Genomic DNA, 26,501 nt, shown 5'->3' on the forward strand with positions numbered 1-26,501 from the left:
ATCATACGAAACCGTTATTAGTCATACGCCCCACTCTTCGCACGACAGAGTACTATGGCACGTCTCCAACTAAACAACCTGCATGCGGAAGTAGCGGAGGGCGACGAGAAGATCCTCGAGGGCGTCGACCTCGAGGTCGAATCGGGCGAGATACACGCCCTTATGGGGCCGAACGGCTCCGGGAAGTCGACGACCGCGAAGGTCATCGCGGGCCATCCCGCCTACGAGGTCACTGACGGTGAAGTCCTGCTCCACCTGGAAGAAGGCGAGTTCGGTGACGATATCGATATCGACGAGGACCAGCGAACCTGGGATCTGCTCGATCTCGAGCCGAACGAGCGTGCCGCGATCGGCATCTTCCTCGGGTTTCAGTATCCGGCCGAGATCGAAGGGGTTACGATGACGAACTTCCTTCGAACGGCACTAAACGCAAAGATCGATGAACGCGAAGAACTCTTCGAGGATGACGAAAGCGAGGAGGCAGACGAAGACGACGGGTTCGAGACGTCCCCGATGGAAGGTCCCGCAGACGATGGTGACGTCGGCGTCGCCGAGTTCCAGGAAATCCTTCAGGAGAAGATGGACCAACTGGACATGGACGAGAAGTTCGCCCAGCGATACTTAAATGCCGGCTTCTCAGGCGGCGAGAAAAAACAGAACGAGGTGCTGCAAGCAGCCATCCTCGAGCCGTCGATCGCTGTCCTCGACGAGATCGACTCCGGTCTCGACATCGACCGCCTTCAGGACGTCTCGAACGGAATCAACGCGCTTCGCGACGAGCAGGGAACCGGAATCCTACAGATCACCCACTACCAGCGCATCCTCGACTACGTCGAGCCGGATCACGTTCACGTAATGCTCGACGGCCAGATAGCCAAGAGTGGCGGTGCGGAACTCGCCAAGGAACTCGAGGACAAGGGCTACGACTGGGTCCGCGACGAAGTCTACGGCACCGCGTAACCGGATTCGGCTAGAACAACCGTAATAACGCTACAGCCGTAAACACAACTACATCAAACTATGAGTTCCGATCAAGACCACCTACAAGAGACAGACACCGAGGCCCGGTTCGAGTTCAAGAAAGACCAGAACGCCGCAGTTCGATCCGAGAAGGGCCTGACCGAAGAGGTCATTCGCATGATCTCCGACGACAAGGACGAGCCCGACTGGATGCTCGAGCGGCGCCTCCGCGCACTAAAGCAGTACCAGAACATGCCGATGCCGTCTGGCTGGCCCGGCATGCCGGATCTCTCCGAACTGGACGTCGAAGAGATCATCCCTTACATCCGCCCGGACGTCGACAAGCGTGAAGGCGTCGACGACTGGACGGAACTGCCCGACGAGATCAAAGACACCTTCGACAAACTTGGCATTCCGGAAGCCGAGAAGAACGCCCTCTCGGGCGTCGGCGCCCAGTACGAGTCCGAGGTCGTCTACCAGAACATGCAAGAGCAGTGGGAGGAAAAGGGCGTGATCTTCTGCAACATGGACAAGGCCGTCCAGGAACACCCCGAGCTCGTCAAAGAGCACTTCATGACGACCTGCGTGCCGCCAAGCGACAACAAGTTCGCTGCGCTGCACGGAGCCGTCTGGTCCGGCGGATCGTTCGTCTACGTGCCCGAGGGCGTCACCGTCGAGATGCCCGTCCAGGCGTACTTCCGGATGAATTCGGAAGGGATGGGCCAGTTCGAACACACCCTCATCATCGCCGAAGAAGGGTCCGAGGTCCACTACATCGAAGGCTGTTCCGCCCCGAAGTACGGCACCCACAACCTCCACTCGGGCGGCGTCGAAGTCTTCGTCGGCGAAGACGCACACGTTCAGTACTCGACCGTCCAGAACTGGTCGAAAAACACCTTCAACCTCAATACCAAGCGCGCCATCTGTGAGGCAAACGGCACGATGGAGTGGGTCTCGGGAAGCATGGGCTCGAAAGCGACCATGCTCTACCCATGTACGATCCTCAAGGGACGCGGCGCGACCGACACCCACATCACCATCGCCTTCGCCGGCGAGGGCCAGGACATCGACACCGGCGCGAAGGTCTACCACAACGCGCCCGACACGAGTTCGACCATCGAATCCAAGTCGATCTCCAAGGACGGCGGCCGCACCAACTACCGCGGCCTCGTCCACATCGCCGACGGTGCCGAGAACTCCTCGACCGCCGTCGAGTGTGACGCGCTGATGTTCGACAACGAGTCCACCTCGGACACCATGCCGTACATGGAAATCGAGGAATCGAAAGTCGACGTCGCACACGAGGCGACCGTCGGCAAGATCGGCGACGAGGACATCTTCTACCTCCAGAGCCGCGGTCTGGACGACGACGACGCCAAGAAGATGATCGTCGCCGGCTTCATCGAGCCGATCACGGAGGAACTGCCAATCGAGTACGCGGTCGAACTCAACCGCCTCATCGAACTCGAGATGGAGGGGAGCCTCGGATAATATGAGCGCCGGAACACAGGTACACGCCAATCTGACGGAAGAACAGGTCCGCCAAATCTCGGGAGAGCTCGACGAGCCTGACTGGCTCTTGGAGACCCGTCTCGAGGCACTCGACGCCCTCGAGGAGCTCGACATGCCGGACGTCATCCGGACGCCCGGCCGCGACTGGACGAACCTCCACGAACTGGACTTCGAGTCGCTCGTGGATCCGCTGAACGCGGCCGAAGACAAGGATCAGGTCGGACCCGACGAGGCCGACGTTCTCCCGTGGTCTAAAGCGGTTCAGGAGCACGACGATCTCTTGCAGGAGCATTTCGGGTCCGTCGTCGACCCTCAAGAGAACTACCTGACGGCCCTCTCGACGGCGCTCTTTAGCACCGGAACGGTAATCTACGTTCCCGAAGGCGTCGACGCGGAAGACGTCACCGTCCGGACCGAACAGAACTCGCGATCGCTGTTCAACTACACGCTCGTCGTCACCGAGGAATCGAGTTCGGTGACGCTCCTCGAGCGCCAATCGACCGGCGACGAAGCCGAGGAACAGTACTACAGCGGGATCGTCGAGGTCGTTGCCGGCGAAAACAGCTACGTTCAGTACGGTAGCCTCCAGAACCTCTCGGAGGAGGCTTACAACTTCACCGTCAAACGCGGCGTCACCGACACCTACGCCACGATCGACTGGATCGAAGGCAACCTCGGCACGCAACTGACCAAGACGGAAGTTTCGACGGAGCTCGCCGGCGACTCCTCGGAAACGCAAATCGTCGGTGCATTCTACGGGCACGACGATCAGCACTTTGATCTCGATGCGAAAGTCTGGCACCGCGCCGAACACACCACGGCCGATCTCGTCACGCGCGGCGTTACCGACGACGTCGCTCGTTCGGTTTACGAAGGCGTTCAGGACGTCGGTGCCGACGCCTGGGATACGAGCTCCTACCAGCGCGAGAACACACTGATGCTCTCCGACGAGAGCGAAGCCGACGCGTCTCCGAAACTGATCATCAACAACCACGACACGGAGGCCAGCCACTCGGCGACTGTCGGCCAGATCGACGAGGAGGACCTGCTGTACATGACCTCCAGAGGCGTCGGCCCGCGCGCCGCGCGGAATATGCTCGTCGAGGGCTTCTTTGTGCCCGTCCTGGAGGAAATCGACGTCGACGAACTCAGAGACGACCTCGAGGAACTGATCGCCGCGCGACTTCGCAACCGCGACTAGTCGCCGGTCGCTTGCGGACAGCTGTGCGATTTTTCCTGTGTTCGAATCGGTAGTTGCAAGAGCTGGGTACGGAGAGAGTGCGGGCTCTCGCCATCAGACGCTCGACCACGTCGCCTCGAACTGCTGTTGGCCGGGCTGGGCGAGGACGGGGAGAGAAAGCAGATACGAGAGGTAAATCGTCGACGAACCGGGGTAGCGGGAGGTAATTCCGAACGAGAGACGCGAACGACGGCGTTTTCCGTCCCCGGAAGACTCGATTCGAGTCATGTGCGTTCGTCCCATCGGACCGTCGAAACGGTACCGGCCGGTCGATGCCAGCAATAGGGAAGCATAAGTACCGACGGTCCAGTAATTCACCCATGAGTTTGGGACAGCGTGTCTCGAGCGATCATCAGCTGACCCGACTGCTCCAGATCGGGGTCGTATTGGAGGAAGTCGTCGAGTCACGCGCCGCCCACCACATCGACTCGCTCCCTCCGGAAGAGCGGGCGGAATTCGACGAAGAAGTAAAAGAGTTGCTTGCGGAGGCCGCGGCAGAGTCGGCTGAGCACCGCGAGCGACTCGAGGCACTGATCGACGATCTCGAGGCTGAAACGGTCGGGTACGAGGAGATTAACGCACTGGTCGACGCCCAATACGGGCCGCCGGAGGACACGGACGGCGTCCTCTACGATCAACTGGCGAACGAAGAGACCGCGTACAAATTTTACGACGACCTGATCGGCGCAATCGAAGCATCCGATGCGGAGTTTGCCGTCGACCGCGAGCGACTACTCGAGACGCTGTATTCGATTCGCGAGGAGGAAAAGAACGGCGTCGAAGAAGTAACGGAGATTATGGAACACAGAGTATGATCGGGACGACCGTGCCGAACGAACCTGATCCAATACCGTTCGGCGAGCGAACCAACGCCCGGATTCCACCACGCCGGCGAGGGGCTGACGCGGCACGAAGCCATACCGCTGGAGGGTTGTTATGAACACTGCCGACCAATATCTCAAGGCTATCTACCTGGCACAACGGATCGAAGACGGACCTGCATCGACTGGAACGCTCGCAGACTTACTCGAGGTGAGTCCGGCCAGCGTCAACGAAATGATCGGGAAGCTCGAGGAACGCGAGCTCGTCGACCACGAGAAGTACAAGGGGGCGAGTCTGACCGACGACGGTCTCGAACGCGCTCACAACGCCTTGCAAACCTACTGTATCATCGAGCGCTTCCTCGCAAACGTTCTCGAGGTCGAGGAATTTCGCGACGAAGCGCGCGCACTGGAGAGCGTCATCGACGATACGGTCGCCGACCGACTCGACACGATCATCGACCGTCCCGATCAGTGTCCGGACTGTTTCGACCCCGAGGCGGACTGCTGTGAACTACTCGAGGTCGGCGGCCGCGCAGACTGAGTTCGCGGAGACAGTCGGCGTGGATACCAACGGCGACACGAAGAATACTCACCGCTTCGGCCGACACCGCCGTCGGTTTCGCGTCTGTGTTTGTCACCGAAGCTCGCCGAAGCGCACGTAGCGTCGGCCGACGACCGCGGCGAGAGCGGAAACGATGATGGCCGGGACGAGAATTCCGATCGGCAGCTGCCACCTCTCTCCCGACCAATCGGCCTCGAAGACTGATGCGTAGTAATCTGCGGCCGACTCGCCGTGGAGCGCGACGAGTACCTCGCGGTTGTTCTCGAGCGAATTCGAATTCCAGTTTGCACTCCCGACGATCGCCACGTCCCTGTCTATTACGACCCCCTTCGCGTGAATTTTTTCGAACCGACCTGTGTTCTCGGCCAGTCGTATCTCGAGCGGGAGATCGTCGTTCGCCGCGAGGCGCTCGAGGTCGGCAACGAGCGCTTCGTTCTTCTCGGCATTGTACCACGTCGAACCGAGCAAGATACGAACGTCGACGCCGCGGCGAGCCGCTTCGATCGTCGACTCGAGCAGCGAGACGTCGGCGGCGATGCGCGGTTGAACGACGAGTAGTTCGTCATCTGCCGCAGCAATGAGCTCCTGCAATCGGCGGTCGGCGTTGTCCGGTGCGACCAGGAGTTCGGCCGAGTCGATCGAGACCGTCGTCGGTTCGTGGTTTCTCGGTAATCGCGGCTCGGAGGACGCAACGGTCGGAGCCTCGTCGTCGACGAACGAGGTATTCGCTCGATACGCCGTGCTACCCGTCGTGTCCCATCCCTCGAAATCGGCCCGGAAGACCCGAGCGAGGTCGGATGCGAGTGTCTCGTCCTCGAGACGGACGCCCCAGCCACGGCTGCTCTTGCCCCCGACGCCCGCTGGCTTCCAGTTTTCAGTGGTAACCAGGACGCTATCGTCTGCGACCGCGTACTTGGGGTGGTGATACCGGTAGCGCGCCCCCTCGCCGCCGATGGCTCGAACGTCGACGCCGCCACGTTCGAGCGTCTCGAGGACCGCTTCGGTCGGCGCCGGTGTACCGCCGACCGGGCTCGCTTCGAGGAGCACCGCGACGTCGACGCCGCGGTTTGCTGCTGCCACGAGGTCGGCGGCGATAGTCTCGGAGGTGATGGTGTAGCCGGCGAGCAGGAGCCGGTGGTCGGCTGATCGGATCGTTTCTCGCGGAACGTTCGGGGCATCCGGAAGGACGAACAGGTTCGCCTCATCGACCGCAGCACTCGAGATGGGGAGACAGGTCGCGTCTCGGGGCCACCACTGACCGTCCGTCCCGCCGACCGTCTGGTCGGTTGGAGTGAAAGATCGGTACCATCGTTCGGCTTCCGGGGCGCGACCGTAGGACACCGAGTCGACCGTCGTCGTTCCGTTTCGAAGTCGAAGGGTGTCGCCGTCTGCCGCGAGCCGGAGGTGTCCCTCGAGACCGAACACGGGTACGTCGGTCATCGTTTCGGTGACGTTCGGAGCGGTGCTCAATGCGAAACGGCCGGCCCCCGTCTCGTTCGGAATTCCCACCGACGTATGGCCGTCTGAAAGCGTCCAGTTTCTGACTCCCGTTTGGGACGGGACATCGAGGACGACGAACTCCCCGACGTTCTCATCGGTGATTGGGTTCGGGTAGAGGCCGACGATCCGCGGGTCCGCCGATGTCTTCTGCGGGGGAGGCTGCGACTCGTTGGTGACGGCCGTCGATGCTCGAGCGGGGCAATCAAGAGTGGTCGAATTCGGGTTCGAAGGTGTCACTGCTCGAGTCGGTTCCGGTCCGGCAGTCGACGAGTCGTCTGTGATGGTGAACTCGACGAGTAACGCGGTACTGCCGACGAGAGTACAGACGAGGGCGGCGATGAGGATGGCTCGCCGGACGTTCATCGCTCCGTCTGGCTGCTCTTCCGTACTTAAACTGCGGGATGTGACGGATTCTCAGAACGTGTGATCGTTCGATGCCACCGAAGGTCCGTTTGCTGGGGCACAACGAACCAAACCGAAGAGTGGATCCGAGAAATGGCGGTCTCAGGCGGCCGGCTCGAGGTCGACGCGTTCGGCTTCGGCCTGAACGAGATAGGCACGATCGTCGTCGTAGTCGGCGACGACCTCGAGTGCGTCTTTGGTTCCGATTCGGGTGAGTGCCCAAGCGGCGCTGGCTCGAACGCGGTCGGATTCGTCGTCTTCGAGTACGTCAGCGAGCGGGTCGATGGCTCGAGTGTCGCCGATCAAGCCGAGCGCGCGGGCGGCCCAGCTGCGGACGTCGGCTTCGTCGGCGACGAGTTGGTTGGCGATCGGCTGGACCGCCTCCTCGCTGCCGATTTCGCCGAGAGCACGGAACGCCGGGCCCTGTAGATTCGGATTGGAATCGACGTAATCGAGCAGCGTCTCGATGATCTCGTCGTCGGCGACGCCGATCGTACCGAGGACTCGCATCGCCGCCTGATCCCGGCGGTTGGCCTTCTGGAGCATCGGCTCGATGGCCTCTTCGGGGCCCATCCGTTCGAGGGCCTCCATGCAGTGTTCTTCCATGAAGTCCGAGCCGAACGTTTCCAGCGCCAGCAGAATCATGTCGACGTTCCCTCGCTTTTCGTGGACCTTGAGCGCGTGCCACTCCGGCGGGAAGTCTTTGACGTGATCGAGTACGTCGTAGTACCCTTCGCGGCGCAGTCGCTCGCGGACTTCGAGGTCCGTCCATTCGGTTGCGTCGTCGACGTCGCTCTCGAGGTCGTCAGTCGCCTCGAGCAGGCTGGCGATCGTGTCGGCGTCGTCGTCGGCGTCGAGTTCCGCGGCCTCGACGGCCTCGACCGCGGAATCGAGGGTCGAATCCAGCTGTTCGGGGACGTCCTCGCCTTCGTTGACCAGCGTCACCGAACTGTTCAGCAGGTCGTTGAGTTCGGTGAGAAAGTCGTCGACAGCTTCGATAAGCTCCGCCGTTCCCTCTTCGGTCCAGCGGGTGTTCGTGATCGTGTTGCTGACACTGTCGATTTCGCTTACGACGTCCTCGCCGTAGGGGCCACGCTGATCCTCGAGGTCGGATTCGAGATCCGAGAGGTCGCTCTCGATGTCGTCGTGTCGCTCCTGTAGTTTCTCCTCAGGAGCGGGTTCTTCGTCTTCTTCCTCCTCCTCGTCGGTTTCCGGCGGCTCCGGTATCTCGACGCCCTCTACCTCGTCGCGGAACGAATCGAGATCGGCCTCGACGTCGTCGAGGTCGCCTTCGGTATCGGCTGCCTCGAGTTCCGCCTGGAGGTCTTCGAGCTCGTCGGCCAGTGCCTCGAGTCGGTCGTCGATCGCCTCGAGGTCTGCGGCTTCCTCCTCGCCCGCTTCCTCCCCGGCGGCCGTGTCGTCACCGTTCGCCTCGTCCTCGCTCATCGTACCACCCGGGGACGATACCGACGCGTGACAGTGTGCATACCATACTATCGTGTCAGCACGGCCCTAAGCGTTTCCATGCACGCCGACCGCGTCCGGTTGTCCGTCCTCGCGCCAGTAGAACCACGGACTGAGCGTCATGTACGCGAGCCCGAGCGTCAGGAGTGCGTACGGGAACGTCCGGCCGCCGATATCCGGAACCAGAATGGCGAGCGCGTGAACGACGCCCATAATCGCGGCATCTCGAGCCAACAGGTCGGGATACTGCACTTTCGAGACCATCAGGTAACAGAACGCGGCGGTTACTCCGAGGATGAGCCAGGGTTGGGTCTCCCCGGCCAAAATCGCTGCGCCGAGGACAGTCGCGGCGAGCGTCGTCTGAACACCCTCGGTGTAACTGCCGGAAATGTCGTAGGCGGTGTACATCCCCAGGCGCGTAACGGCCATCGCGACGAATAGCGCACAGATCACTGTCACGATCAGGAGTTCAGTGCTGACTGCGTCGAATTCGATCTCGAGGCCGTCGGTAAAGACGACGAACGAGAGAACCGCGGGGGCGACGGCGAACGAGGCCACGTCGGCAAGCGAGTCTAGATATGGACCGGCGTCGGTGCCTCCATACCGGCGCGCGAGGATTCCGTCGAGGCCGTCTGCGATGGCAGCTAGCAAAATAAGTCGCGCAGCGAGTTCGATATCGACGGTCGCGACGACGACCGCGACGAACCCCAGCGCGGCGTTGGCGATCGTCACCACGTCGGCGACGCCTAGCCGACCGACGAACCGGGGGAGCATATGCCCGGATTCGACGGGGAGCTACCTTACGTGTTTTCGTTTCTATGGGATTCCGAGCTCCCGTCCGTATTCTCGGTTCAGCGACAGTACAACCACCGTTCGTCAGTTCGATCGGTGAGATTCCCAGTTTCGTGGACTGAACCGAGGTGGTTATACGGCGAGTCTCCCAAGGTCCTGCTATGCACCGGCGCCGTTATCTCGCCGCCGTCGGAACATCCCTCTCGGTCGGTTTGGCGGGGTGCTCGTCAGCACTCGCTGTTTTCGAGGACAATCCGTGCAGCGGCGAAGACTGCCACATCGGCATGAACCGTACCGAATTCCTCCCGAAAACCCACGAGATCACCGTCGGCGAGACCGTCGTCTGGAAAAACACGAGCGAGGCGGATCACACCGTCACGGCATACGAAAACCTCATTCCCGATGAAGCTGCCTTCTTCGCCACCGGCGGCTTCGAGGATCAGGAAACCGCCTACGACGCGTGGCGGGACGAGCGCGGCGGCGGTATCGGGACGCGCGAGACGTTCGAACACACCTTCGACGTTCCGGGAACGTACGAATACTTTTGTATCCCCCACGAACGAGCGAACATGACCGGTGAAATCGTCGTTTCAGAGTGACGAACGTCGACGCCTCGCTGCATCGAAACGGCCCGGCAGGGGCATTTTTATCTACTGGCGCCAGAATGACACTGTCGCATGATAGTAATCAGCGCGAGTTTTCCGGTCGAACCAGATCGCCGCGACGAAGCTCTCGAGTTGATCGACGAACTCGTCACCCACTCTCAATCCGAGGACGGCGTACTAGATTACCGGGCCGCGACGGACGTCTCCGATCCGAACGTCGTCCGCTTTTTCGAACAGTACGAAGACGAAGATGCGCTCGACGCCCACTCCCAGTCGGACCACTTCAGGGAGTTCGGAGCTGCGCTCCCGGACCTGCTCGCCGGCGAACCCACCATCACTCGGTTCGACGTCGACTCAGCGTCCGAAGTCGACCTCTGACTCGGCGGTCGAAGCGTCGATCCCCTCGTGACTTGTCGCCCGGAGCGTACAGAGTACTCTCGTGACTCGTCGTTGGCGACGGGTCGAACGCGTTCGTAGAGCAAAACGGAACGCGTTGCAACGAAAGGAGATTGCGCTCGTCGATCGATATTAGTCGTCGGCAGTGATGTCTTCGTCGTCGACGTCGACCGAGGTCGCTTCCTCTTCGGCGACTTCTTCGGGGTGAGCCTCGAGGGTCGCTTTCTGGATCTCGACGCGACGGAGTGGGTAGATCGTCTTCGCCTCGCCGTAGATCGCCGAGGAGAGACGGCCTTCGACGACGCCGTCGATGAGTTCCTCGAAGGACCGTTCGGCGGCGGCGTCTTCGACCATGTCGACCATCGTTTCGCGAATGGCTTTCTCCTGGCTCGCGTCGGCTTTTTTCGTCGTGAAGGCGACGGGCTGGATCTGGACGCGGTAGTCGTCCGTCGTGAGAACGGTAATGTAGGCCTCGATTTTCGATGCGCCCCGTCGGACCAGCGAGCGCAGGTAGTCACGGGTCAGGGAGTGTTCCGTGAACTCCGTGTATGCGCTGTCGCTGCCCACGTCGGTAATTTTGAACGTGAGCTTCGTGTTGTTCTCGCTTGCGTTGTTCGTCAGTTCGCCGAGCGTCGTTTCGATCGTTCGGCCGTAGACTTTTTCCGGTTCGTCAGCGGGGGTTTCGCCGAGTTCCTGGCGGTCGAACTGCTCGGGTGCCAGGACGGTGTACCACCGCTTCTCCTGTTTTGCACGTGAAACTGATCGTTCACTCATTGTGTTATCTCGTATCTGAGTCGCTGTTGGTGTCGGACACAGGTCCCGTGTCCGTCGGTTGTGCGCGCTGTACCGTTCGAGCGTTCGTCGCGACCTCCATTGCGACCTCGAGATTGACGACGTAGTCGTCGACCGTCGTTCGAAGGCCGCTCGTCGTGTCCCGGTCGATTTGCGTGACCACCGTGGCACCAGCGTCGTCGCGATGCGAGCGTGCGGCCTCATCGTCGCCGACTGCGCGTTCAGCGTCGTTTCGCTCGACCATCGTGGTCATGTCGTCGGTGTTATCCGGTCGAAGTGCTCGTGCAAGGAGTGCTGGATCGTCGTGGGCCGTCCGGATCGTCGCTCGGCGGCTCATAGCAGATCCCTCACTGTCGCAATGATCGTCGACTCGTCCACGCCGGGGTCGTATCGCAGGTAACCGCGCCGATGGCCGACGTCGTAGGTGGCGCTGGTACTGGAGTCGGAGCCGGGTTCGGTTCCCGGATCGGTGTCGGAATCGGTCGTCCGCTCCGTATCCGACTCTGCCTCCTCGAGTTCGCGAGCGATGCCTTCGACGGTTGCGCCGAGAGGCAAGGCGTCGCGAGTTACGACCGCGGCTTCGCCGGTTCCAACGGCGAGGACGGCCGGTTCCGGCGACAGATAGTCCGCCGCGATCCGGGCGACTGCCTCGACGGGCCCGTCGTCCACGCTGACGACGAACAGCCCGTCGTAGCGGCCGGTCGTTTCCTCTGCGAGTGCGGCGTGAGCGCGTCGGCCGCGGTCGCGCCAGGCGGAAAGCGCCGGGTCTGTTACGTCGTGACCCATTGCGAGTGCGGCACCCGTACCGGGTTCCGTCCTCGCCGTCGCTTCGAGGACGTCGGCGAACCCGCCGAGCGTCGCGAAGGGACGATCCGGCGTTGCGTACGGCCGCAACACGCGCCCGATCGTTGTTGCGGCGACATCGGCTGCCTCTTCGGCACCGACGACGTCGAGCGCAACCAGCGATCCGACCGTTCGATGGTCGTCGTCGGTCAGGCTGTCCGGGTCGTCGCCGGCGATATCGTCGAGCGCATCGCGGGTCGCGCCGAGATCACCGGACCACGGCGCGCGCACTCGCGTAGTGTGAGCGAGGCCGTCGACCGTATCCGCCGTCGGCACCGCAACGCCCGGGCGCTGCTCGAGGAGTCCGCGGTCGCGGGCAGCCTCCAGAAGCCACTCGCTTTCGCCCGCCCCGGGTTCGCCGCCGCTGGCGACGACGCCGGCGAGGGCGAGTACCGGATCTGGGTTCGAACCGATTTCGCGGACGTAATCGACAGCCTCGAGCGTCGCGGGTCGGTCCGTTGCCGGGAGATGGACGACGGTATCGTCGTCGGTTCCGTTAGCGCTCCCGAGGACGATCGTGACGTCGTCGTCGCCCGTCGGCGTACGGACGCGCTCCGAACGCTCTGCGACCGTTCGGCCGACGGTTACCTGAAACGGCGTCTCGTCGGCTGTGAGTGCGCTGGCGAGGAGTCCGCTCGCCGCGAGTGCGTCACCGTCCGCCCGGACGACTAGACGGACGAAGCCGGCGCTCTCGAGTGCGCGCGTGGCGGATGTCAGTTCGACGGATCGACCCTCAGTGGACATGTCGTATTACTCGACGTCTTCGAGCAGTTCCACTGCGACCTCGTAGGTGTACGTGAAGTCTGGCTCGAGTTCGTCGCCGCGGTAGTAGTCTGCCAGACGGCGTACTTTCGATTCGGTGTTTTGCAGGGCGCGCTTGTTCTGGTAGTCCTGTGGATTTTCGCGAACGTGTTCGCGGAGGCGAACCGCACGCTCCATCAGGTTCCGGAGGTCCTCGGGAATATCCGCTCTCGCGTCGTTTTCGTCGAGGATCTCGGAAATCTTCTTCCCGGTCGCCAGTTTGACGTCCGGGACAGGCGTGCCGGTGACGCCTTCGTCACGCAGTTTCATTCCGATCTGACTCGGATCGTAGCCCTGCTCTGCCAGTTCGACGACCCGGTCTTCGATATCATCCGGGTCGACGTCGCTCCACTCCGGGGGTTCGTCTGCCGACGGCTTGTCCGAACCGGACGAGCCGCGGCGGCGGGTATGCATTCGTGCCATTGGTGAGGATAGGAACCGCACTGACCGCTCGAATATACCGTCGAAAGCCGACACAACCGGCCCTCGCTGTACACTTCCGCAATCCCAAGCCACCCGAGAGAGCGAGTGGCGCTGTCAGATTTGCGGCCGTGCGTTTCCCACTGGGGTTTCAGTCGTCGTCGACTAAAGGGTTTCTACATCGTCTTCGCGTCGGCAAACGGGGGGTCCCCGCGTCAGTGCGCACGGAGGTTCAGGACGTTCGACGGGCGATCGCAGAGGGGTTCAAAGGACGATCGCAAAGAGAACCAGGGAGAGGCCGATCATGACGGCGGCGTGTTTCGCACCGGCTCTGACGTCGCCGGTACTCAACTGGCCGGCGATCAGTCCCGAGAGCAACCCTTGAACGAGCGTCGCGTGGTAGAAGAGCGTCGCGTACGCATCCGTGTCGGCGTCGGAGAGTCCTCCCAGTTCGGTCGTGCCCGAACCGGTGGCCAAATCTGCCCCCTCTGATGGAAGATTCGGGAGCAGATAGCCGGCCAGGACGGCGATGATGAACAGAAAGACCAGAAACGAGACGTAGACGACGATCATGTACTCGACCATCGCTTGCTTGCGCTCGCGTTCGAGGCGGCGGTCGGCCGCCGCTTGCCGCGCGGCGATTCGGAGCGTCGTCGCGAGGTTCCCGCTGGCGTTCATCGATTCGGTCAGCAAGGTTACGACCCGCGAAATCGATCGGGTGCCGACGCGAGTCTCGAGTCGGTGTAACGCCGTCTGGAGGTCGGCGCCCCACTGAACGTCGGCCCAGACACGATCCAGTTCGTCGCTGAGCGGCCCCAGATCCGAGTCTCTGACTCGGTCGATTGATGACACCACTGCCAGACCGGCTTCGTTGACGCTGGCGAGCTGGTCGAGCAGGTCCGGCACCTGCGTCTCGATCGCTTTGAGCCGGCGGCGGTGAAGTTCGTATGCGACTGCGAAGACGGTGATGACTCCGAGACTTCCCACGGCGATGGCGTCGTCGATTGCGCTCGCGTCGAATCCACCTTCTAGAGCCGCCGGAAGTTGCCAGGCCACTATCGCGAGCGCGATCGGTACTGTAACTGCGAACGTGAGAAACGGCTGGTCGATGACCGTCCGAATTGGATGACCGAACCGGTCGCGAAGGCCTTGCAATCGGCGGTAGTATCGGACTCGTTCGACGTTCGGATGTGGACGCGGACCGGGGACGTCGTCGTGGGCCCGCGCCGTTGGGATCGTGGTAGCCGACGGGGGTTCGATCGCGGCCGGCTCCCCATCGACCCCGTTACTGGGATCGAGTTTGTCGGTTACCATGCTCAGATACACCATGAACCCGGCGTTGGCGACTGGCAGGAGTAAATAGACGAGGATCTGCAATTGGCCGAACGTCTCGCTGGACGCGATACCGATGACGACGAGGATAGTGATCAAAAAGAGCGGCCCTGCAACCAGTACCGTCACGTAGGCTTCGGCTAACGTCGCGAGCAACTCGATGATTCCCTCCTGTTGGGATTCGGCTTCTTCGCGGTAGTCCTGATATTGGCGTTCGAGGAACTCGGAGAGACCCTGACCGCTCTGCAAGACGCTGACAAGGTTGTCGACGAACTCGCGGAACTGCGGGCTGGGAGAGCGCTGGCTCATCGTTTGAAGGGCGGTGATGACGTCGGTCCCGAACGTGTCCATCTGTCGAACCGCGACCGAGAACTCCGTGGCAGCCTCTCCGTAGGTATCTTCCTGTTCGGCGACGATCCTGATCGTATTCGGAAGCGACATCCCGCTTTTCGAAAGCGCGTAGATAAACGCGACCGTCGAGGGTAAGCCCGCTTCGATCCGGCGGGCGCGGGCGTCGGCGACGTAGCTCGGATACCACCACCTGAGCCAGTACGTGCCGGAACCGGCGAGCGCGCCGACCGTGAGCGCAGAGCACCCGAAGAGGACGGACAGTTCGAGGATCGACAGGGCCTGGACCCCCCCGAACGCTGCGAGGAATTCGACTGGCGCGGGCAACGTTGCACGCAACGTTTCCGGATCGATGGAAAGCAGGGTCAGTATCCCCCAGATGGCGTAAACGCCGAGGATCGAACCGGCGACTGCAGCGATCGCAGCGTACAGTACCGTCGTCGATCCGTACGCTCTGAGAGTCGTCGGGATGCGTGCGGCTCGCAACGCTTCTCCTCTGTCCGGCCGTTCGTCTCGGATCGTGTCGACGTGATTCCCGAAGGCTCGAATCGAGACGCGGCTCAGCACGCGGTCGACGCGATCGGAGTATCTCGCGGCGGCGACGAGCGAACAGAGAAAGATTACGAGTCCCAGCGGGAAGGCCGTCGTGGGAGTCATCGGTCCCAAACCGGATCGTCGACGGTGCTCGAGTCGGAACGGTCGGCATCAGCTCCGCCGGTTGCTTCAGCAGTGGCCGTGTCGACCGCGACGGATCGATGCTCATCGCGTCCGTCGCCGTCTCCACAGTCACTGCCTTCCTTGCGCTCGGTGCTTTCGTCGCGTTCGTCAGCGATCGTCTCGAGTATGCGCTCTGGATCACTGTAATATTGATTGACCAGTGCGGTGAATCGCTCGTAGTCGGAGATACCGTTGGCCTGGAGGTACTCGAGGAACAGCTCTCGATTGTCCAGTTCGGTCAGGAGTTCCGTTTGACTCCAGCCGCGTTCTTCTCGTATTTCTGATAGCACTCGGCTGGAATTGCTCCGGAAACTGTCGGTGTCGCTTTCCCAGGTGTACGCCGTCGAGTAGTCAAGTTCGCCGGTACGCTGGTCGATTCCCTCGATCTCCGCGAGGACTTTATTTCGGCGGACGCGCTGATCGCCCGAGCGGGTAAGCGTCTGGATAGAGAGGATATCGAGGCTTCGAACCATCGATCTGGGCACGTTTATCGGGTCGTTCTCGAGTCGGTTGATTGCCGTCTGTACCGAATCGGCGTGCATCGTCGAATAGGTCGTGTGGCCGGTGTTCATCGCCTGGAAGAGGGTCATCGCTTCCTTGCCGCGAACTTCGCCCACGACGATGTATTCTGGCCGGTGGCGTAACGCGGAGCGCAACAGATCGTACATCGTAACGTCCGTCCCCTCGTGGATGCGCTCGCGCGTGACCGAGGAGAGCCAGTTGTCGTGGGACAGTTGCAGTTCGCGCGTATCCTCGATTGTTACGACTTTCGACCGGGGCGGGATAAACATGGAAATGGCATTCATGCTCGTCGTTTTCCCCGACGCGGTTCCGCCCGCAAAGAGCAGGCTCTTGTTGTGCTCGATCGCGAGCCAGAGGTAGGCCATTTGCTCGACGCTAAACGTCCCGTACTCGAGCAGGTCTATCGGGGTAAAGGGATCGTCGGCGTATTTCCGGATCGTAAACGCAGAGCCCCGCGGGGTCACCTCCTCACCCAGGGCCAGTTCTGCGCGCGAGCCGTCCGGAAGCGTCGTTTCGACCATCGGATCGCCGATCGAAATGTGCCGTCCCGAGTGTTGGGCGAGTCGGATGACGAACTGATCGAGATTCGTTTTGCCGAACGAAACGGACGTCTCGATATCGGTGTACTCGTCGTGATAGACGAAAATCGGCAGATCGTAGCCGTCACAGGAAACGTCCTCGACGTGCGGGTCGTGCATTATCGGATCGAGACGACCGTATCCGCGAAAGTCGCGGTGGATGTAATAGAACAATCGGTAGAACGTCGCCGCGTCGATTTCGACGCCGTACTGTTCGAGGGAATCGCGGATCGTCTTCCGCAGCAGTTCCTCGATGTCGCCGCCTTCGTCGTCGCGGTACAGTAGCGGATCGCGGACGTCTTCGAACAGCGACTCGAGAAGAACGCGTTCGTCCTCGCGAAGGGGTGGCTCGACGGTATGATACCGGTGTTCGTTCGCTTCGTGATCGTACCCAATCGAGATGAACGAAAACGGTGCATCGACCCAGTAGCGCTCGACCTCTTCGATGCCGTCCGGGACGTCGAACGTAACCAGCGGACCGTGGGTGGATGGGTCGTACTCGCCGACATCGACGGTCGATCCCTGGAGCGTCTCGAGGAGACGACGGATCGTACGCCGAGCCGCGTCGATCATCGACTCGCGGTGAGACTCGTCACCGCCGGATATTTGCGGTGGGTCACCGTCAGCCGTCGCTGATGTGTTCTCGGGTGGACGGGTACCGACGTCATCGCTGTCATCTCGAGTGACGGCCGACTCGCTGTAATCTGGGGGCTCCATTGAACGCAGGTTTCGTGACATGTCCGGACGCGACCGTGATAAATGAGACGGCCGACTCGGCAGTTGAACCAGCCGTCGTGGGAGGCGGAGTTTTCACTCAGATCGCTTAACTGTCGTGCGTTACGTTCATACCCCGGGAGTCCGAAGCAACGTGTACGGAATGAGGCGCGAGCACTTCACGTTAAACGTAACCAACATCGACTGGGTCGAGACCGACGACACGCCTGAAAAACCTTCGGTATCGATCGATTTCACCGGCCCGGCAACGATGCTTCGCAAGCGCCTGACTGGTCCCGACGACCACGTTCTCGAGGCGAGCGAAACGGACGCGGCCCTCAGATTACAGGGACCGATCGGGGACGCCACCACAGGTGTAGTGAGCGTAACTAACCGCATCACCGGTGAGTTCATCCTCGAACTCAACGAAGATGCCGACGACGTTCTCCAGTTTATTCGGGCTGCGCGAGGATACGGTGAGTCTACTGGAGACGACGATGGACGGTACGAAGTCGAAATCACGCTCGACGACGAACCGTTCGTTACATACGATAAACGAACGTTTCTCGTTTACGACGACGAGGGGAGTCTCCTCCGCCAGCACAGCTTAATTCCAAGCGGCGTGGAATTGTAATACTCCCCCGGTACGCGTTTTCTCTTTACTGAGACCGGACCGGCAACTATAAGTGATTTAGGCGTGCCTAAAGTAAGTGTGCGCCGGCCAGCGCCGGGGAACCGATACATGTCGAACGGACAACTGCTTACGACGGCGGTCGAGGAACGAACCCAGGAACCGACGACCAAGAAGACGGTTCTCGAACTCGACGGTATTACGAAGCAATACGGCAGCGAGGAGGTCATCGGCGACCTTTCGCTGTCGGTCCGCGACGGCGAAATTCTGACGTTACTCGGTCCCTCAGGCTGTGGGAAGACGACCACGCTTCGACTGATCGCCGGCCTCGAGAAACCCAACGCGGGACGGATCAGCCTGCAAAATCGGACCGTTTCGGGTGACGAGCGCTTTGTCCCGCCGGAGGATCGCGACGTCGGCGTCGTCTTTCAGGACTTCGCGCTCTTCCCGCATCTGACCGCCCGCGAAAACGTCGCCTTCGGTATACAAGATCGGGACGAGGCCGACCGTGCGGCCCGGGTCGACGACCTCCTCGACCTCGTCGGTCTCGAGGCCCACGGCGATCACTATCCGGACGAACTTTCCGGCGGTCAACAACAACGGATCGCTCTCGCGCGCTCGCTGGCACCCGAACCCGAGATGCTATTGCTCGACGAACCGTTCTCGAGTCTGGACGTCGACCTGCGCGTCGAAATGCGCGAGGAGGTACGCCGAATCATCAAAGAGACCGGCGTCACTGCCATCTCAGTCACGCACGATCAGGAGGAAGCGCTTTCGATTTCCGATCGTGTCGCCGTGATGAACGACGGTACCATCGAACAGATCGATACCCCGCAGCAGGTCTTTCAGCAACCGATGTCCCGGTTCGTCGCCGGCTTCCTCGGACACGCCAGTTTTCTCCCGGGCGAGGTCCACGGGGATAGCGTCGACACTTCGCTCGGCCGCGTCCTCCGTGACGACGTTCACGGACTGGCCCACGAATACGACGGTTCGACGGTCGACCTTCTCGTTCGTCCTGACGACGTAACGGCGTACCCCGCGGAGGATGAAGAGGCGGACGGCCGCGTCGTGTATCGGCGCTATCTCGGACCGACCGTTCTTTACCGAGTCGAGCTCGACGACGGTGAAACCATCGAGTGTATGCACAATCACTCCGACCGGATCGATCTGGACGAACGCGTCGGCGTCCGGGTCACCGCAGACCACGAACTCGCCTGGTTCCCCGCAGACCATCGCGAGGACGGAGACGGGGGAGCAGACGCGGCCCCTGCCGGTGCCGACTGATCGACAGCCGTTTTTGCCTATTCGCAACCCGTCCGGTCTATAGTCACTTCCTCTCCGCCGTAATTCGTTCGAATAGTTACTTTGATGAGTATTCAATTTAGACATAATTTCATGACCGATATAAGACAACTTTCGACCTACTGCGGTATCGCCGCACCGATCATGTCAGTGGGCGCGGTCACTCTGGCAACTATTCTCGCGCCACCCGAGACGTTTACCTGGGCGGAACGGTCGCTCTCGAGCATGGGCCGATACGGAGCCCCGACGTTCCCGCTGTTCAACGGGGGATTGATCGCGAGTGGACTCCTCGGATCTCCTTTCGTCTGGCGGCTCTGGATAGCGAGCCGCAACACCGTCGAGCGAGTCGGGATTGTCCTCCTCGCGATAACTGTAGTCGGTATGATCGGTGTCGGCGTCTTCTTTCTCGACCACAACGAACTCTATCTCGATACGAGCCTCCACGGGCTCGCAGCGTTGACCGTGTTCGGCGTCGCCCCGTTTGCGAGCTGGGTCTACGCCACCGGCGCTACACTGGCCAAGGATGCGCTGCTTGCGATCACGTCGTTCTGGCTCGGAATCGTCCACCTGCTGGGCTGGCTGGGCTGGTTGGTGTTACCCGGCGGCGGGTTCGACACCTGGTTGTGGTTCGCGGTTCCCGAATTTGTCGCTTCCGTCGCGTTTGGCGGTTGGGTTTTGATACTCGCCGTTGTTACCCTTCGCCGCGAGGAGCACGGGAGTTCCGAACCCGCCGCCGTAGATTTGTGACAGCCGGCCACACAACGCTTAAATCGAAACCGTCCTTACAAGCGCGTATGCACAAAGACGAACTTCTCGAGCTCCACGAAGAACTCGTCGTCATTATGGAGTACTTTTCGGAGCGCGAGGAGGTCGACGAAACGTTGTTCGATCCGTACCGCCAGCTCGACGTCGATCCTTCGCACGTCCACAAGTCGAAAAGCGAACACAAACACGCTGTATTTGTCCTCGGCAATGCGTTGGCCAGCGCGATGAGCGAGGACGAATTCTCGAGCGCGGGCCGGATCGGCAAGCGAATGAAGGAACTCGCCGAGGACGCTGAATCGAAAATATAGAAAATCTAGACGCTTTCTAGGCGAAACGTATTTGGTCCGGTTCCCGCTTGTTGACGTATGGACTCGCGCACGCACGAGCGCGTCGAGGAGTGGGATTCACGCCCGTTCAGCGGTGGTTTCGACGGGCTTTCCGATCTCGCTGCTACTGAATTCTCGGGTGCTGTCTCGGCGGCTGGCACGTGGCTCTTTATGCTCAATGGCCGTGTTGTTGGCGTCTTCGACGGCGATATCGAAGACTTCGAAACCGCCTCGGGGACGCGGTACGATGCACCTCACCCGTCACTCCCGTTACTCTGTGTGATGGAAGAACGCGGCGGCGACACTCGAGCGAATTACTATACGAACGAGACGCCGATCCAGGAGGTAGACGAAACGCTTCAGAACGGCTCGTTTACCGGATACGTCGAACTAAGCGAGAACGTACTCAGCGGGGACTATTATGCGGTCTACTACGGCGGACGTCGCATGGCCGCCGCGTACATCGGCAACGCCGAGCGGCTACTCACCGGCGATGAAGCCTTCGACCGCGCAGCTGACGAAGTCGGAATCTACGAGGTCGTCGACGTCGACATCGACGTCACGGACGTTCCAGAGCCGGCAGACGGCGATGGCAACACGAAAGACGCAAGCGTCACCTCCGACGACATAACGGATGCCGGTTCCGGTTCCGAATCCGATCCCGCTCTAGGGACCGGAACCGACGGGGAATCCTCAGATATCGAGGTCGGCATCCCTGGTGGGGACAACGCAGGATCTGGTTCAACCGACGATTCACCGTCGTCCTCGATCGAACCGATTAACATTTCTGGTGACGATCCGACGGCCAACGATACCGACGCAGGACCCGACCCGACCGAAGATGTAGCTGTCGACGATACTCCGACGAGTCCGTCCGATATCGACCTCACGGAGGACCCCACAGATATCACTCCGAACGGACCGTCCGCTCAGGACTCGGATTCCACTTCCGCCGGCATCACTGGTGGGGAATCACCCGCTGATCCGTATCCAGATTCGGATTCGATCACTTCGGACGACGGGAGCGGACCCGAGGGACAGACGGAAACGAACGAACCAGAACAGGCCGAGGAAGCGGGCGACGACGCTGTTTCTTCCGCACCGGCCGAGACGGCATCTTCGCCCTCGCAGCCGGATTCCACCCCTGCCGCCGTCTCGGAAAACGAGACCGCGACGACAGATAGCACGTCAGTGGACAGCAATACCGACGCCGACGACGCAGAATCGACGGCGGTCGAGGTCGAAGGACCGACAGATCCAGACCTCGAGGAGGTCGAGGCTGCAGCCGAAGAGTTAGACCGACACATCTCCTGGGTCGAAGAGGACGACGAAGACGACGTCACGCAAGCCGACAACGAGGACGCACAAAGCGAGGAGCGAGCCACGACGACAGTCACGACGACCGAAACGCCGTCATCGGAATCGGACGACGTGGCAGAAACCGACGGAAACGACCTCGAGGAGCAGTTCGAACGCGAAGAACAGTGGCGGGAAACGCGACGCATTCCATCGATCGATCCGGACGATAGTGAGACGGAAACGACGGCAGCGAGTCCCGCAAACCGGACCGCGAGCAACGAACGGTCGTCATCGACGTCGAATACGGGTCGCGGTGTTGCCAGCCCGTCGTCCGAGACGCAGTCTGACTCGAGGGCCGCGGCGGGGACGACGGAGGCGGCGGCCGGCGGCTCTTCGTCAGACGGTACCGATGGCCAATCTGCGAACCGAACTCGCCAGCAGAAATCTGCGCGTACTGGATCGACGGAATCCACGGCCCAGCGGGAGCAAAACCGTAGTTCCGCGCTCGAAGAAAAACTCGAAACCCTTCGAGAGCAACGCGACGCGCTCGTATCGAAAGCTGAAGAACTCGAGGCAGAGCGCAACCGGTTGCAGTCACAGAACGACGAGCTCTCTGCGACGGTCGAACGCCTCCGGTCTCGTATCCAGGATCTCGAAACGGAACTGAAACGCGAACGCGAACGCGATTCCGCTGCGGCGGAGACTGGTTCGAACGCGGATACCCGACTCTCTCCCCAGCAGGCGCTCTCGGGAACGAACCTCTTCGTTCGGTACGCCTCGAAGAGTCAGGCGACTCTCGAGACGGCCCACGACGGCGCTGCTGATCGCAGTGAGGTTGCATCGAACCTCCGGCTCGAACACCACACACAGTTCGACTCGGCCGATGCAGTCGTCGATAACCAACCCTACGAGGACTTTCTTACGTCGACGATGCAATACCAGTTCGTCGACTGGCTCACTGAAACGCTCCTTTATGAGATTCGCGACACCGGCAATGCGAACGGGTTGGTGGATCTCTACGATGCGATTCCGCGAATCGACCGGGCCGAACTCGATGCGTCTATCTCGCTCGCGGACGACGACACCGAAGACGTCCCGGATCAGGTTACCTTCGACATCGTCGCGTACGACAAAATGGGGAATCCGCTCGTGCTGGCCACTCTCAACGATTCACGCGAACCTGCCTCGAGGGAACTTCTCGAACAGCTGGAAGAAGCGTCGTCTGCGGTGAAGGCAAACTATCCATCGCTCGCGGCGTCGATCGCCGTCACCTCGAGTTATTTCCAGCCCGGTGCACTCGAGGTAGCCGAACAGGCGACGAGTAGTGGCTTTCTCAGCCGTGGCTCGAAACTAAGTTACATTAATCTTTCGCGGAAGGAGGGCTATCACCTCTGTCTGGCCGAGTCACGTTCAGAAGGGTTCCATATGAACGTACCAGAACTCTAGGCCGCTGACAAAACTGTCCGAGAGAACGACGGGTCCGGGACGACCAAGCCGGAATTCTAGGCTGTCACTATGGCTACGAGTCCCGTTTGTTCGATCGAAATTCGCAACAGTAACGTCCACTACGGCCGGTATACTGCGTCGGGTAGCCACAGAGACAGCGCTAGTCAACGGATTGCCAGTGACTGCGCTGGTCGACGGGATTTTAACGGACGGCCCGCCCAGTACTGTACAGTAACGCGATGAGGCGTCAGCGATGTATCACGGAACGCGAAAAACGACGGTAGAGAATCGATTGCGCTACGATAGCTATCGATTGCAGGGCAAGACGACAGTGTCCGACCCAGACGTGAGACTATCCTTCGATCTCAGCGACGTCTTCGATTTTCATCCCGTCGAGTTTGTCGACGATATCGTCGATTTTTCCGTCGAGTTCGTCGACGAACTCCGCGGTGCGCTCGGTTTTGATCGCTCCCTGACTCGAGGGCTCGATCAGGTTTTCTTCCTCGAGGACTCGCAGCGAATAGCGTACCTTGTGGTGTGGGTAGCCGGTTTCGTTCGACATTTTGACGATCCCGATCGGTTCGTTCTCGATGACCATCTTCAGGACCTGGAGATGGCGCTCCAACATATCGACTTCCTTCTCAAGTCGGTCTATCATGGCATTTGTTAACTTGTCTTTTGGCCTTTTAAAAGTTACTCTCGGCTGTTGAAACGACCACTCCCAACTGAATGCTCGTTCCTGTCAGTAGTTAACGCTTCCGATCCTGGTTATTCTTTCGATTGAGTTCGGATGGAAAACTAACGCAAGTCGGATCGGTCAGTCGTATCGAGACCAATAGCGGTCAGCGACAGCGATCGATCGTTTCGGCCTCCCGGCGAACGAAAACCGTGTGATCCCTCGGTGGCACCCGTATACCGTAATCTGTTTATCGGCCGGGCAAGAATCCGCCGCTGTTATGACCGTCACTATCGTCGGGTCGCAACTCGGCGACGAAGGCAAGGGTGGGGTCGTCGATCTGTACGGCGACGCCGCCGACGTCGTTGCCCGCTACCAAGGCGGGGACAATGCTGGACATACCGTCGTTCACGACGGGACGAAGTACAAACTGTCGCTCGTGCCGTCAGGTGCCGTTCGAGGGAAAATCGGCGTCCTCGGTAACGGGTGCGTCGTCAACCCGGAGACGCTTTTCGACGAAATCGACACCCTACGGGAACGCGGACTCGATCCCGACGTCCGCGTCGCCGAGCGCGCACACGTAATCCTTCCGTATCACCGCGCGCTCGACGGTATCGAGGAAGAAGAGAAAGACGACCTCGCCGCCGGAACGACCAAGCGCGGCATCGGTCCAACCTACGAGGATAAGGCTGGTCGTCGTGGCGTCCGCGTCGGCGACTTGCTCGATCCTGACGTGTTGCGCGAACGACTCGAGTACGTCGTCCCACAGAAGAAAGCTCTCGCCGAGAAGGTTTTCGAATCGGAGACCGGTGAGGCGTTCGATATCGATCATCTCTACGAAACGTATCGTGAGTACGGCGAGCGCCTCGCCGACGAGGGAATGACCGTCGACTGCGGGACCTTCCTCCAGGATCGCATCGACGCCGGCGAGAACGTTATGCTCGAAGGTGCACAGGGGACGTCCCTCGATATCGATCACGGCGTCTACCCCTACGTCACCTCCTCGAACCCGACCGCTGGCGGGGCGACCGTCGGCACCGGACTCGGGCCGACCGTCATCGGCGACGGCGAAGTCATCGGCATCGTCAAGGCCTACCTCTCGCGCGTCGGAACCGGCCCGCTGCCGACCGAACTCGGCGGAGTCGAGGGCCAGACGCCCGACTACGACGCGAGCGCGGCCCAGCGGACCGCAGAGGACGGAGCGGCGGAGCCGCGAGGTGACGAAGCCGTCGGCAACGACGAGGAGGAACTGGCGACTTACATCCGCGACGAAGGCGGGGAGTACGGAACCGTCACCGGCCGCCCGCGTCGGGTCGGCTGGCTCGACATGCCGATGCTGCGACACGCAGCCCGTGCAAACGGCTTTACCGGACTCGCGGTTAACCACATCGACGTCCTCGCCGGCCTCGAGGAAGTCAAGGTCGGTCACAGCTACGAGTTCGGTGGTGAGGAAATCCTCACGATGCCCCCGACGACCGAAGCGTGGGGCCGGTGTGAAGCCACGTTCAAGACGTTCGACGGGTGGCCCGATGTCGACTGGGCCGCGACCGCCGAGGACGGCTACGAAGCGATCCCCGAAAACGCGCGTCGCTACCTCGAGTACGTCGCAGACGAGCTCGATGCCTCGATCTACGCGGTCGGCGTCGGTCCCGGTCGCGAGGAAACCGTCGTCGTCGAAACCCCGTACGAATAGCGTCCGAACTTCTCTCGACCACCATCGATCCGGCGGTGGGAAGGAACCATCGCCTCGGATTCTGCCGTCCGGGAGTTCCCCTCTCTGGCGATCCCGACGATCGCAGCGTTTCGGACGACCGTGAGGCAGTTCTCCGCTACCAGACCACGGGAGAGAAAAGCTTCTACCCCGGCGTTTTCCCGAAACCTTTTGCTGGAGGCGACGATCCTACCTAATATGAAAGAGTCGTTACTGGACATTCTCTGCTGTCCGCTCGACAAAAACGATCTGGAACTCGAGGACGCTGCCTACGACGAGGGTGAGGTCATCGGCGGAGCCCTCGTCTGCACCGAGTGCGGCGAACGATATCCGATCGAAGACGGCATTCCGAACCTGCTCCCGCCGGATATGCGCGAGGAAACACCGGCCTGACCGGGCCGAGTTACCGTGCCCAGGACCGAAGTCACCGTCCACGTCAACCGCGGGAATGCAGACGCACTCGAGCCAGCGGCTGGTACGCTCGAGACCGACGGATCGGTCGCGCTCCGTTTACAGGGCCACGTGTCGCCCGCGCACGTTCACTGTCGCCTCGACGGTGACCTCGAACGGATTGCGTCCATAGAGCAGTCGAACTACTACGTCGAACCGGATGCCGTCACGACCGTTCCAGTCGTCGTGGATGCCGACACCATCGATCAGCCCATTGACGGGCGACTCGAGGTGGTAACGGGCTACGGCTCGGAATCAGTCACGATCGACGTGACCGTCGTCCCCGGACCGCCGGCTGTCGATATCGACGATTCCCTGTCCGAACCGACTCGGCGAGAGCCCGATTCAACGGCTCTCGAGGACGCAATCGATCAATTCACCGCAGTTAGCGGACTCGAACCGGCGTCGCTTGCGGTTGTTGCACTCGGAGTCGTTGCGATCGTGATCGCAACAACGACGGCGGCGACGATCGCCAGTCCGATCGCGACGGCCGGTCTCGGTATCGTCGTAGTCGGCGTCGTCGTGGCATTCTTGTTACTTGTCTGGTAATTTCCCCCCACGATTCGCGGTC

General features: G+C 61.1%; 26 protein-coding genes. 15 read left to right on the top strand and 11 right to left on the bottom strand.

Annotated elements, in window-relative coordinates:
• The first annotated feature begins 54 nt into the window (after positions 1 to 54).
• From HYG82_RS20950 to sufD, 3 genes are read left to right on the top strand one after another with little or no spacing between them, the layout of a single operon-like run.
• Positions 55 to 960 carry an ABC transporter ATP-binding protein gene (locus HYG82_RS20950; protein ID WP_179259101.1) on the top strand — a complete coding sequence of 302 codons (906 nt, stop codon included), beginning with the start codon at positions 55 to 57 and terminating at the stop codon, positions 958 to 960.
• A 60-nt stretch (positions 961 to 1,020) separates the two neighbouring features.
• Positions 1,021 to 2,451 (top strand): Fe-S cluster assembly protein SufB, encoded by a 1,431-nt coding sequence (gene sufB / locus HYG82_RS20955; RefSeq protein ID WP_179259102.1) that lies wholly within the window; start codon positions 1,021 to 1,023, stop codon positions 2,449 to 2,451.
• A 1-nt stretch (position 2,452) separates the two neighbouring features.
• Positions 2,453 to 3,673 (top strand): Fe-S cluster assembly protein SufD, encoded by a 1,221-nt coding sequence (gene sufD / locus HYG82_RS20960; protein WP_179259103.1) that lies wholly within the window; start codon positions 2,453 to 2,455, stop codon positions 3,671 to 3,673.
• Between the two features lie 93 nt (positions 3,674 to 3,766).
• Here sufD and HYG82_RS20965 read toward each other — a convergent pair whose 3' ends face one another.
• Entirely contained in the window at positions 3,767 to 3,940 is a 174-nt protein-coding gene (locus tag HYG82_RS20965; RefSeq protein ID WP_179259104.1) for a hypothetical protein, read from the bottom strand.
• A 92-nt stretch (positions 3,941 to 4,032) separates the two neighbouring features.
• On the opposite strand from HYG82_RS20965, the gene HYG82_RS20970 reads away from it, so the two are divergent.
• Positions 4,033 to 4,527: a ferritin-like domain-containing protein gene (locus HYG82_RS20970; protein ID WP_179259105.1), complete on the top strand. Its 495-nt coding sequence runs from the start codon at positions 4,033 to 4,035 to the stop codon at positions 4,525 to 4,527.
• A gap of 121 nt (positions 4,528 to 4,648) precedes the next feature.
• The gene (locus HYG82_RS20975) at positions 4,649 to 5,077 is read left to right on the top strand and encodes a metal-dependent transcriptional regulator (RefSeq protein WP_179259106.1); all 429 of its coding nucleotides are present in this window, start codon (positions 4,649 to 4,651) and stop codon (positions 5,075 to 5,077) included.
• A 93-nt stretch (positions 5,078 to 5,170) separates the two neighbouring features.
• Here HYG82_RS20975 and HYG82_RS20980 read toward each other — a convergent pair whose 3' ends face one another.
• The 3 genes from HYG82_RS20980 to HYG82_RS20990 form a co-directional block, all read right to left on the bottom strand.
• Entirely contained in the window at positions 5,171 to 6,961 is a 1,791-nt protein-coding gene (locus tag HYG82_RS20980; RefSeq protein WP_179259107.1) for a phospholipase D-like domain-containing protein, read from the bottom strand.
• Positions 6,962 to 7,102: 141 nt separating this feature from the next.
• Complete coding sequence (locus HYG82_RS20985) at positions 7,103 to 8,446, bottom strand: HEAT repeat domain-containing protein (RefSeq protein WP_179259108.1); 1,344 nt, start codon at positions 8,444 to 8,446, stop codon at positions 7,103 to 7,105.
• A gap of 66 nt (positions 8,447 to 8,512) precedes the next feature.
• A complete protein-coding gene (locus tag HYG82_RS20990) occupies positions 8,513 to 9,238 on the bottom strand; it encodes a protein sorting system archaetidylserine synthase (protein ID WP_179259109.1) in 726 nt (241 codons plus the stop codon).
• A 179-nt stretch (positions 9,239 to 9,417) separates the two neighbouring features.
• Between HYG82_RS20990 and HYG82_RS20995 the strand changes: the two genes are divergently transcribed.
• Both HYG82_RS20995 and HYG82_RS21000 read left to right on the top strand, forming a co-directional pair.
• Entirely contained in the window at positions 9,418 to 9,855 is a 438-nt protein-coding gene (locus tag HYG82_RS20995; RefSeq protein WP_179259110.1) for a cupredoxin domain-containing protein, read from the top strand.
• Positions 9,856 to 9,933: 78 nt separating this feature from the next.
• A complete protein-coding gene (locus tag HYG82_RS21000; protein WP_179259111.1) occupies positions 9,934 to 10,239 on the top strand; it encodes a putative quinol monooxygenase in 306 nt (101 codons plus the stop codon).
• Between the two features lie 150 nt (positions 10,240 to 10,389).
• On the opposite strand, the gene HYG82_RS21005 is transcribed toward HYG82_RS21000, so the two are convergent.
• The 6 genes from HYG82_RS21005 to HYG82_RS21030 all read right to left on the bottom strand — a co-directional run bounded on the left by HYG82_RS21005 (position 10,390) and on the right by HYG82_RS21030 (position 17,183).
• Positions 10,390 to 11,031, bottom strand: a complete 642-nt coding sequence (locus HYG82_RS21005) for a 30S ribosomal protein S3ae (protein ID WP_179259112.1) — start codon at positions 11,029 to 11,031, stop codon at positions 10,390 to 10,392.
• 4 nt (positions 11,032 to 11,035) lie between these two features.
• On the bottom strand, positions 11,036 to 11,386 hold the full coding sequence (locus HYG82_RS21010) for a KEOPS complex subunit Pcc1 (protein ID WP_179259113.1): 351 nt from the start codon (positions 11,384 to 11,386) through the stop codon (positions 11,036 to 11,038).
• The gene (locus HYG82_RS21015; RefSeq protein WP_179259114.1) at positions 11,383 to 12,636 is read right to left on the bottom strand and encodes an exonuclease; all 1,254 of its coding nucleotides are present in this window, start codon (positions 12,634 to 12,636) and stop codon (positions 11,383 to 11,385) included. Before HYG82_RS21015 ends, HYG82_RS21010 begins: the two co-directional genes overlap by 4 nt.
• 6 nt (positions 12,637 to 12,642) lie before the next feature.
• Complete coding sequence (locus tag HYG82_RS21020; protein ID WP_179259115.1) at positions 12,643 to 13,116, bottom strand: 30S ribosomal protein S15; 474 nt, start codon at positions 13,114 to 13,116, stop codon at positions 12,643 to 12,645.
• Between the two features lie 261 nt (positions 13,117 to 13,377).
• Positions 13,378 to 15,450, bottom strand: a complete 2,073-nt coding sequence (locus HYG82_RS21025) for a type II secretion system F family protein (RefSeq protein WP_179259116.1) — start codon at positions 15,448 to 15,450, stop codon at positions 13,378 to 13,380.
• Positions 15,447 to 17,183, bottom strand: a complete 1,737-nt coding sequence (locus HYG82_RS21030; protein ID WP_425495414.1) for a type II/IV secretion system ATPase subunit — start codon at positions 17,181 to 17,183, stop codon at positions 15,447 to 15,449. The genes HYG82_RS21025 and HYG82_RS21030 overlap by 4 nt, the downstream gene beginning before the upstream one ends.
• Before the next feature lie 304 nt (positions 17,184 to 17,487).
• Here HYG82_RS21030 and HYG82_RS21035 point away from each other — a divergent pair, with 304 nt between their 5' ends.
• The 5 genes from HYG82_RS21035 (at position 17,488) to HYG82_RS21055 (ending at position 23,093) form a co-directional block, all read left to right on the top strand.
• On the top strand, positions 17,488 to 17,958 hold the full coding sequence (locus tag HYG82_RS21035) for a DUF5793 family protein (RefSeq protein WP_179259118.1): 471 nt from the start codon (positions 17,488 to 17,490) through the stop codon (positions 17,956 to 17,958).
• Positions 17,959 to 18,066: 108 nt separating this feature from the next.
• On the top strand, positions 18,067 to 19,239 hold the full coding sequence (locus HYG82_RS21040; RefSeq protein WP_179259119.1) for an ABC transporter ATP-binding protein: 1,173 nt from the start codon (positions 18,067 to 18,069) through the stop codon (positions 19,237 to 19,239).
• A gap of 111 nt (positions 19,240 to 19,350) precedes the next feature.
• Complete coding sequence (locus tag HYG82_RS21045; protein WP_179259120.1) at positions 19,351 to 20,004, top strand: DUF998 domain-containing protein; 654 nt, start codon at positions 19,351 to 19,353, stop codon at positions 20,002 to 20,004.
• A gap of 47 nt (positions 20,005 to 20,051) precedes the next feature.
• Positions 20,052 to 20,330, top strand: coding sequence for a UPF0058 family protein (locus tag HYG82_RS21050; RefSeq protein ID WP_006181940.1), 279 nt, complete (start codon positions 20,052 to 20,054; stop codon positions 20,328 to 20,330).
• A 57-nt stretch (positions 20,331 to 20,387) separates the two neighbouring features.
• Positions 20,388 to 23,093 carry a DUF7527 domain-containing protein gene (locus HYG82_RS21055; RefSeq protein ID WP_179259121.1) on the top strand — a complete coding sequence of 902 codons (2,706 nt, stop codon included), beginning with the start codon at positions 20,388 to 20,390 and terminating at the stop codon, positions 23,091 to 23,093.
• 352 nt (positions 23,094 to 23,445) lie between these two features.
• Here HYG82_RS21055 and HYG82_RS21060 read toward each other — a convergent pair whose 3' ends face one another.
• On the bottom strand, positions 23,446 to 23,751 hold the full coding sequence (locus tag HYG82_RS21060; RefSeq protein WP_006429686.1) for a hypothetical protein: 306 nt from the start codon (positions 23,749 to 23,751) through the stop codon (positions 23,446 to 23,448).
• Between the two features lie 298 nt (positions 23,752 to 24,049).
• Between HYG82_RS21060 and HYG82_RS21065 the strand changes: the two genes are divergently transcribed.
• The 3 genes from HYG82_RS21065 (at position 24,050) to HYG82_RS21075 (ending at position 26,479) form a co-directional block, all read left to right on the top strand.
• Positions 24,050 to 25,462, top strand: a complete 1,413-nt coding sequence (locus HYG82_RS21065; protein WP_179259122.1) for an adenylosuccinate synthase — start codon at positions 24,050 to 24,052, stop codon at positions 25,460 to 25,462.
• 216 nt (positions 25,463 to 25,678) lie between these two features.
• Positions 25,679 to 25,873, top strand: coding sequence for a methytransferase partner Trm112 (locus HYG82_RS21070; RefSeq protein ID WP_179259123.1), 195 nt, complete (start codon positions 25,679 to 25,681; stop codon positions 25,871 to 25,873).
• 15 nt (positions 25,874 to 25,888) lie between these two features.
• Positions 25,889 to 26,479, top strand: a complete 591-nt coding sequence (locus tag HYG82_RS21075; protein ID WP_179259124.1) for a DUF7524 family protein — start codon at positions 25,889 to 25,891, stop codon at positions 26,477 to 26,479.
• Positions 26,480 to 26,501 lie beyond the last annotated feature (22 nt).

Source organism: Natrinema halophilum, from assembly GCF_013402815.2.
In the GTDB taxonomy this organism is placed as follows: domain Archaea; phylum Halobacteriota; class Halobacteria; order Halobacteriales; family Natrialbaceae; genus Natrinema; species Natrinema halophilum.

Coding starts and splice junctions, on each gene's coding strand:
- HYG82_RS21025 (WP_179259116.1), bottom strand. CDS start 15,450: ATGACTCCCACGACGGCCTTCCCGCTGGGACTCGTAATCTTTCTCTGT.
- HYG82_RS20990 (WP_179259109.1), bottom strand. CDS start 9,238: ATGCTCCCCCGGTTCGTCGGTCGGCTAGGCGTCGCCGACGTGGTGACG.
- sufB (WP_179259102.1), top strand. CDS start 1,021: ATGAGTTCCGATCAAGACCACCTACAAGAGACAGACACCGAGGCCCGG.
- HYG82_RS20980 (WP_179259107.1), bottom strand. CDS start 6,961: ATGAACGTCCGGCGAGCCATCCTCATCGCCGCCCTCGTCTGTACTCTC.
- HYG82_RS20985 (WP_179259108.1), bottom strand. CDS start 8,446: ATGAGCGAGGACGAGGCGAACGGTGACGACACGGCCGCCGGGGAGGAA.
- HYG82_RS20975 (WP_179259106.1), top strand. CDS start 4,649: ATGAACACTGCCGACCAATATCTCAAGGCTATCTACCTGGCACAACGG.
- HYG82_RS21060 (WP_006429686.1), bottom strand. CDS start 23,751: ATGATAGACCGACTTGAGAAGGAAGTCGATATGTTGGAGCGCCATCTC.
- HYG82_RS21065 (WP_179259122.1), top strand. CDS start 24,050: ATGACCGTCACTATCGTCGGGTCGCAACTCGGCGACGAAGGCAAGGGT.
- HYG82_RS21045 (WP_179259120.1), top strand. CDS start 19,351: ATGACCGATATAAGACAACTTTCGACCTACTGCGGTATCGCCGCACCG.
- HYG82_RS21050 (WP_006181940.1), top strand. CDS start 20,052: ATGCACAAAGACGAACTTCTCGAGCTCCACGAAGAACTCGTCGTCATT.
- HYG82_RS21010 (WP_179259113.1), bottom strand. CDS start 11,386: ATGAGCCGCCGAGCGACGATCCGGACGGCCCACGACGATCCAGCACTC.
- HYG82_RS20995 (WP_179259110.1), top strand. CDS start 9,418: ATGCACCGGCGCCGTTATCTCGCCGCCGTCGGAACATCCCTCTCGGTC.
- HYG82_RS21040 (WP_179259119.1), top strand. CDS start 18,067: ATGTCGAACGGACAACTGCTTACGACGGCGGTCGAGGAACGAACCCAG.
- HYG82_RS21020 (WP_179259115.1), bottom strand. CDS start 13,116: ATGGCACGAATGCATACCCGCCGCCGCGGCTCGTCCGGTTCGGACAAG.
- HYG82_RS21070 (WP_179259123.1), top strand. CDS start 25,679: ATGAAAGAGTCGTTACTGGACATTCTCTGCTGTCCGCTCGACAAAAAC.
- HYG82_RS21030 (WP_425495414.1), bottom strand. CDS start 17,183: ATGATCGACGCGGCTCGGCGTACGATCCGTCGTCTCCTCGAGACGCTC.
- HYG82_RS21035 (WP_179259118.1), top strand. CDS start 17,488: ATGAGGCGCGAGCACTTCACGTTAAACGTAACCAACATCGACTGGGTC.
- HYG82_RS20970 (WP_179259105.1), top strand. CDS start 4,033: ATGAGTTTGGGACAGCGTGTCTCGAGCGATCATCAGCTGACCCGACTG.
- HYG82_RS21055 (WP_179259121.1), top strand. CDS start 20,388: ATGGACTCGCGCACGCACGAGCGCGTCGAGGAGTGGGATTCACGCCCG.
- HYG82_RS20950 (WP_179259101.1), top strand. CDS start 55: ATGGCACGTCTCCAACTAAACAACCTGCATGCGGAAGTAGCGGAGGGC.
- HYG82_RS21000 (WP_179259111.1), top strand. CDS start 9,934: ATGATAGTAATCAGCGCGAGTTTTCCGGTCGAACCAGATCGCCGCGAC.
- sufD (WP_179259103.1), top strand. CDS start 2,453: ATGAGCGCCGGAACACAGGTACACGCCAATCTGACGGAAGAACAGGTC.
- HYG82_RS21005 (WP_179259112.1), bottom strand. CDS start 11,031: ATGAGTGAACGATCAGTTTCACGTGCAAAACAGGAGAAGCGGTGGTAC.
- HYG82_RS21015 (WP_179259114.1), bottom strand. CDS start 12,636: ATGTCCACTGAGGGTCGATCCGTCGAACTGACATCCGCCACGCGCGCA.
- HYG82_RS20965 (WP_179259104.1), bottom strand. CDS start 3,940: ATGACTCGAATCGAGTCTTCCGGGGACGGAAAACGCCGTCGTTCGCGT.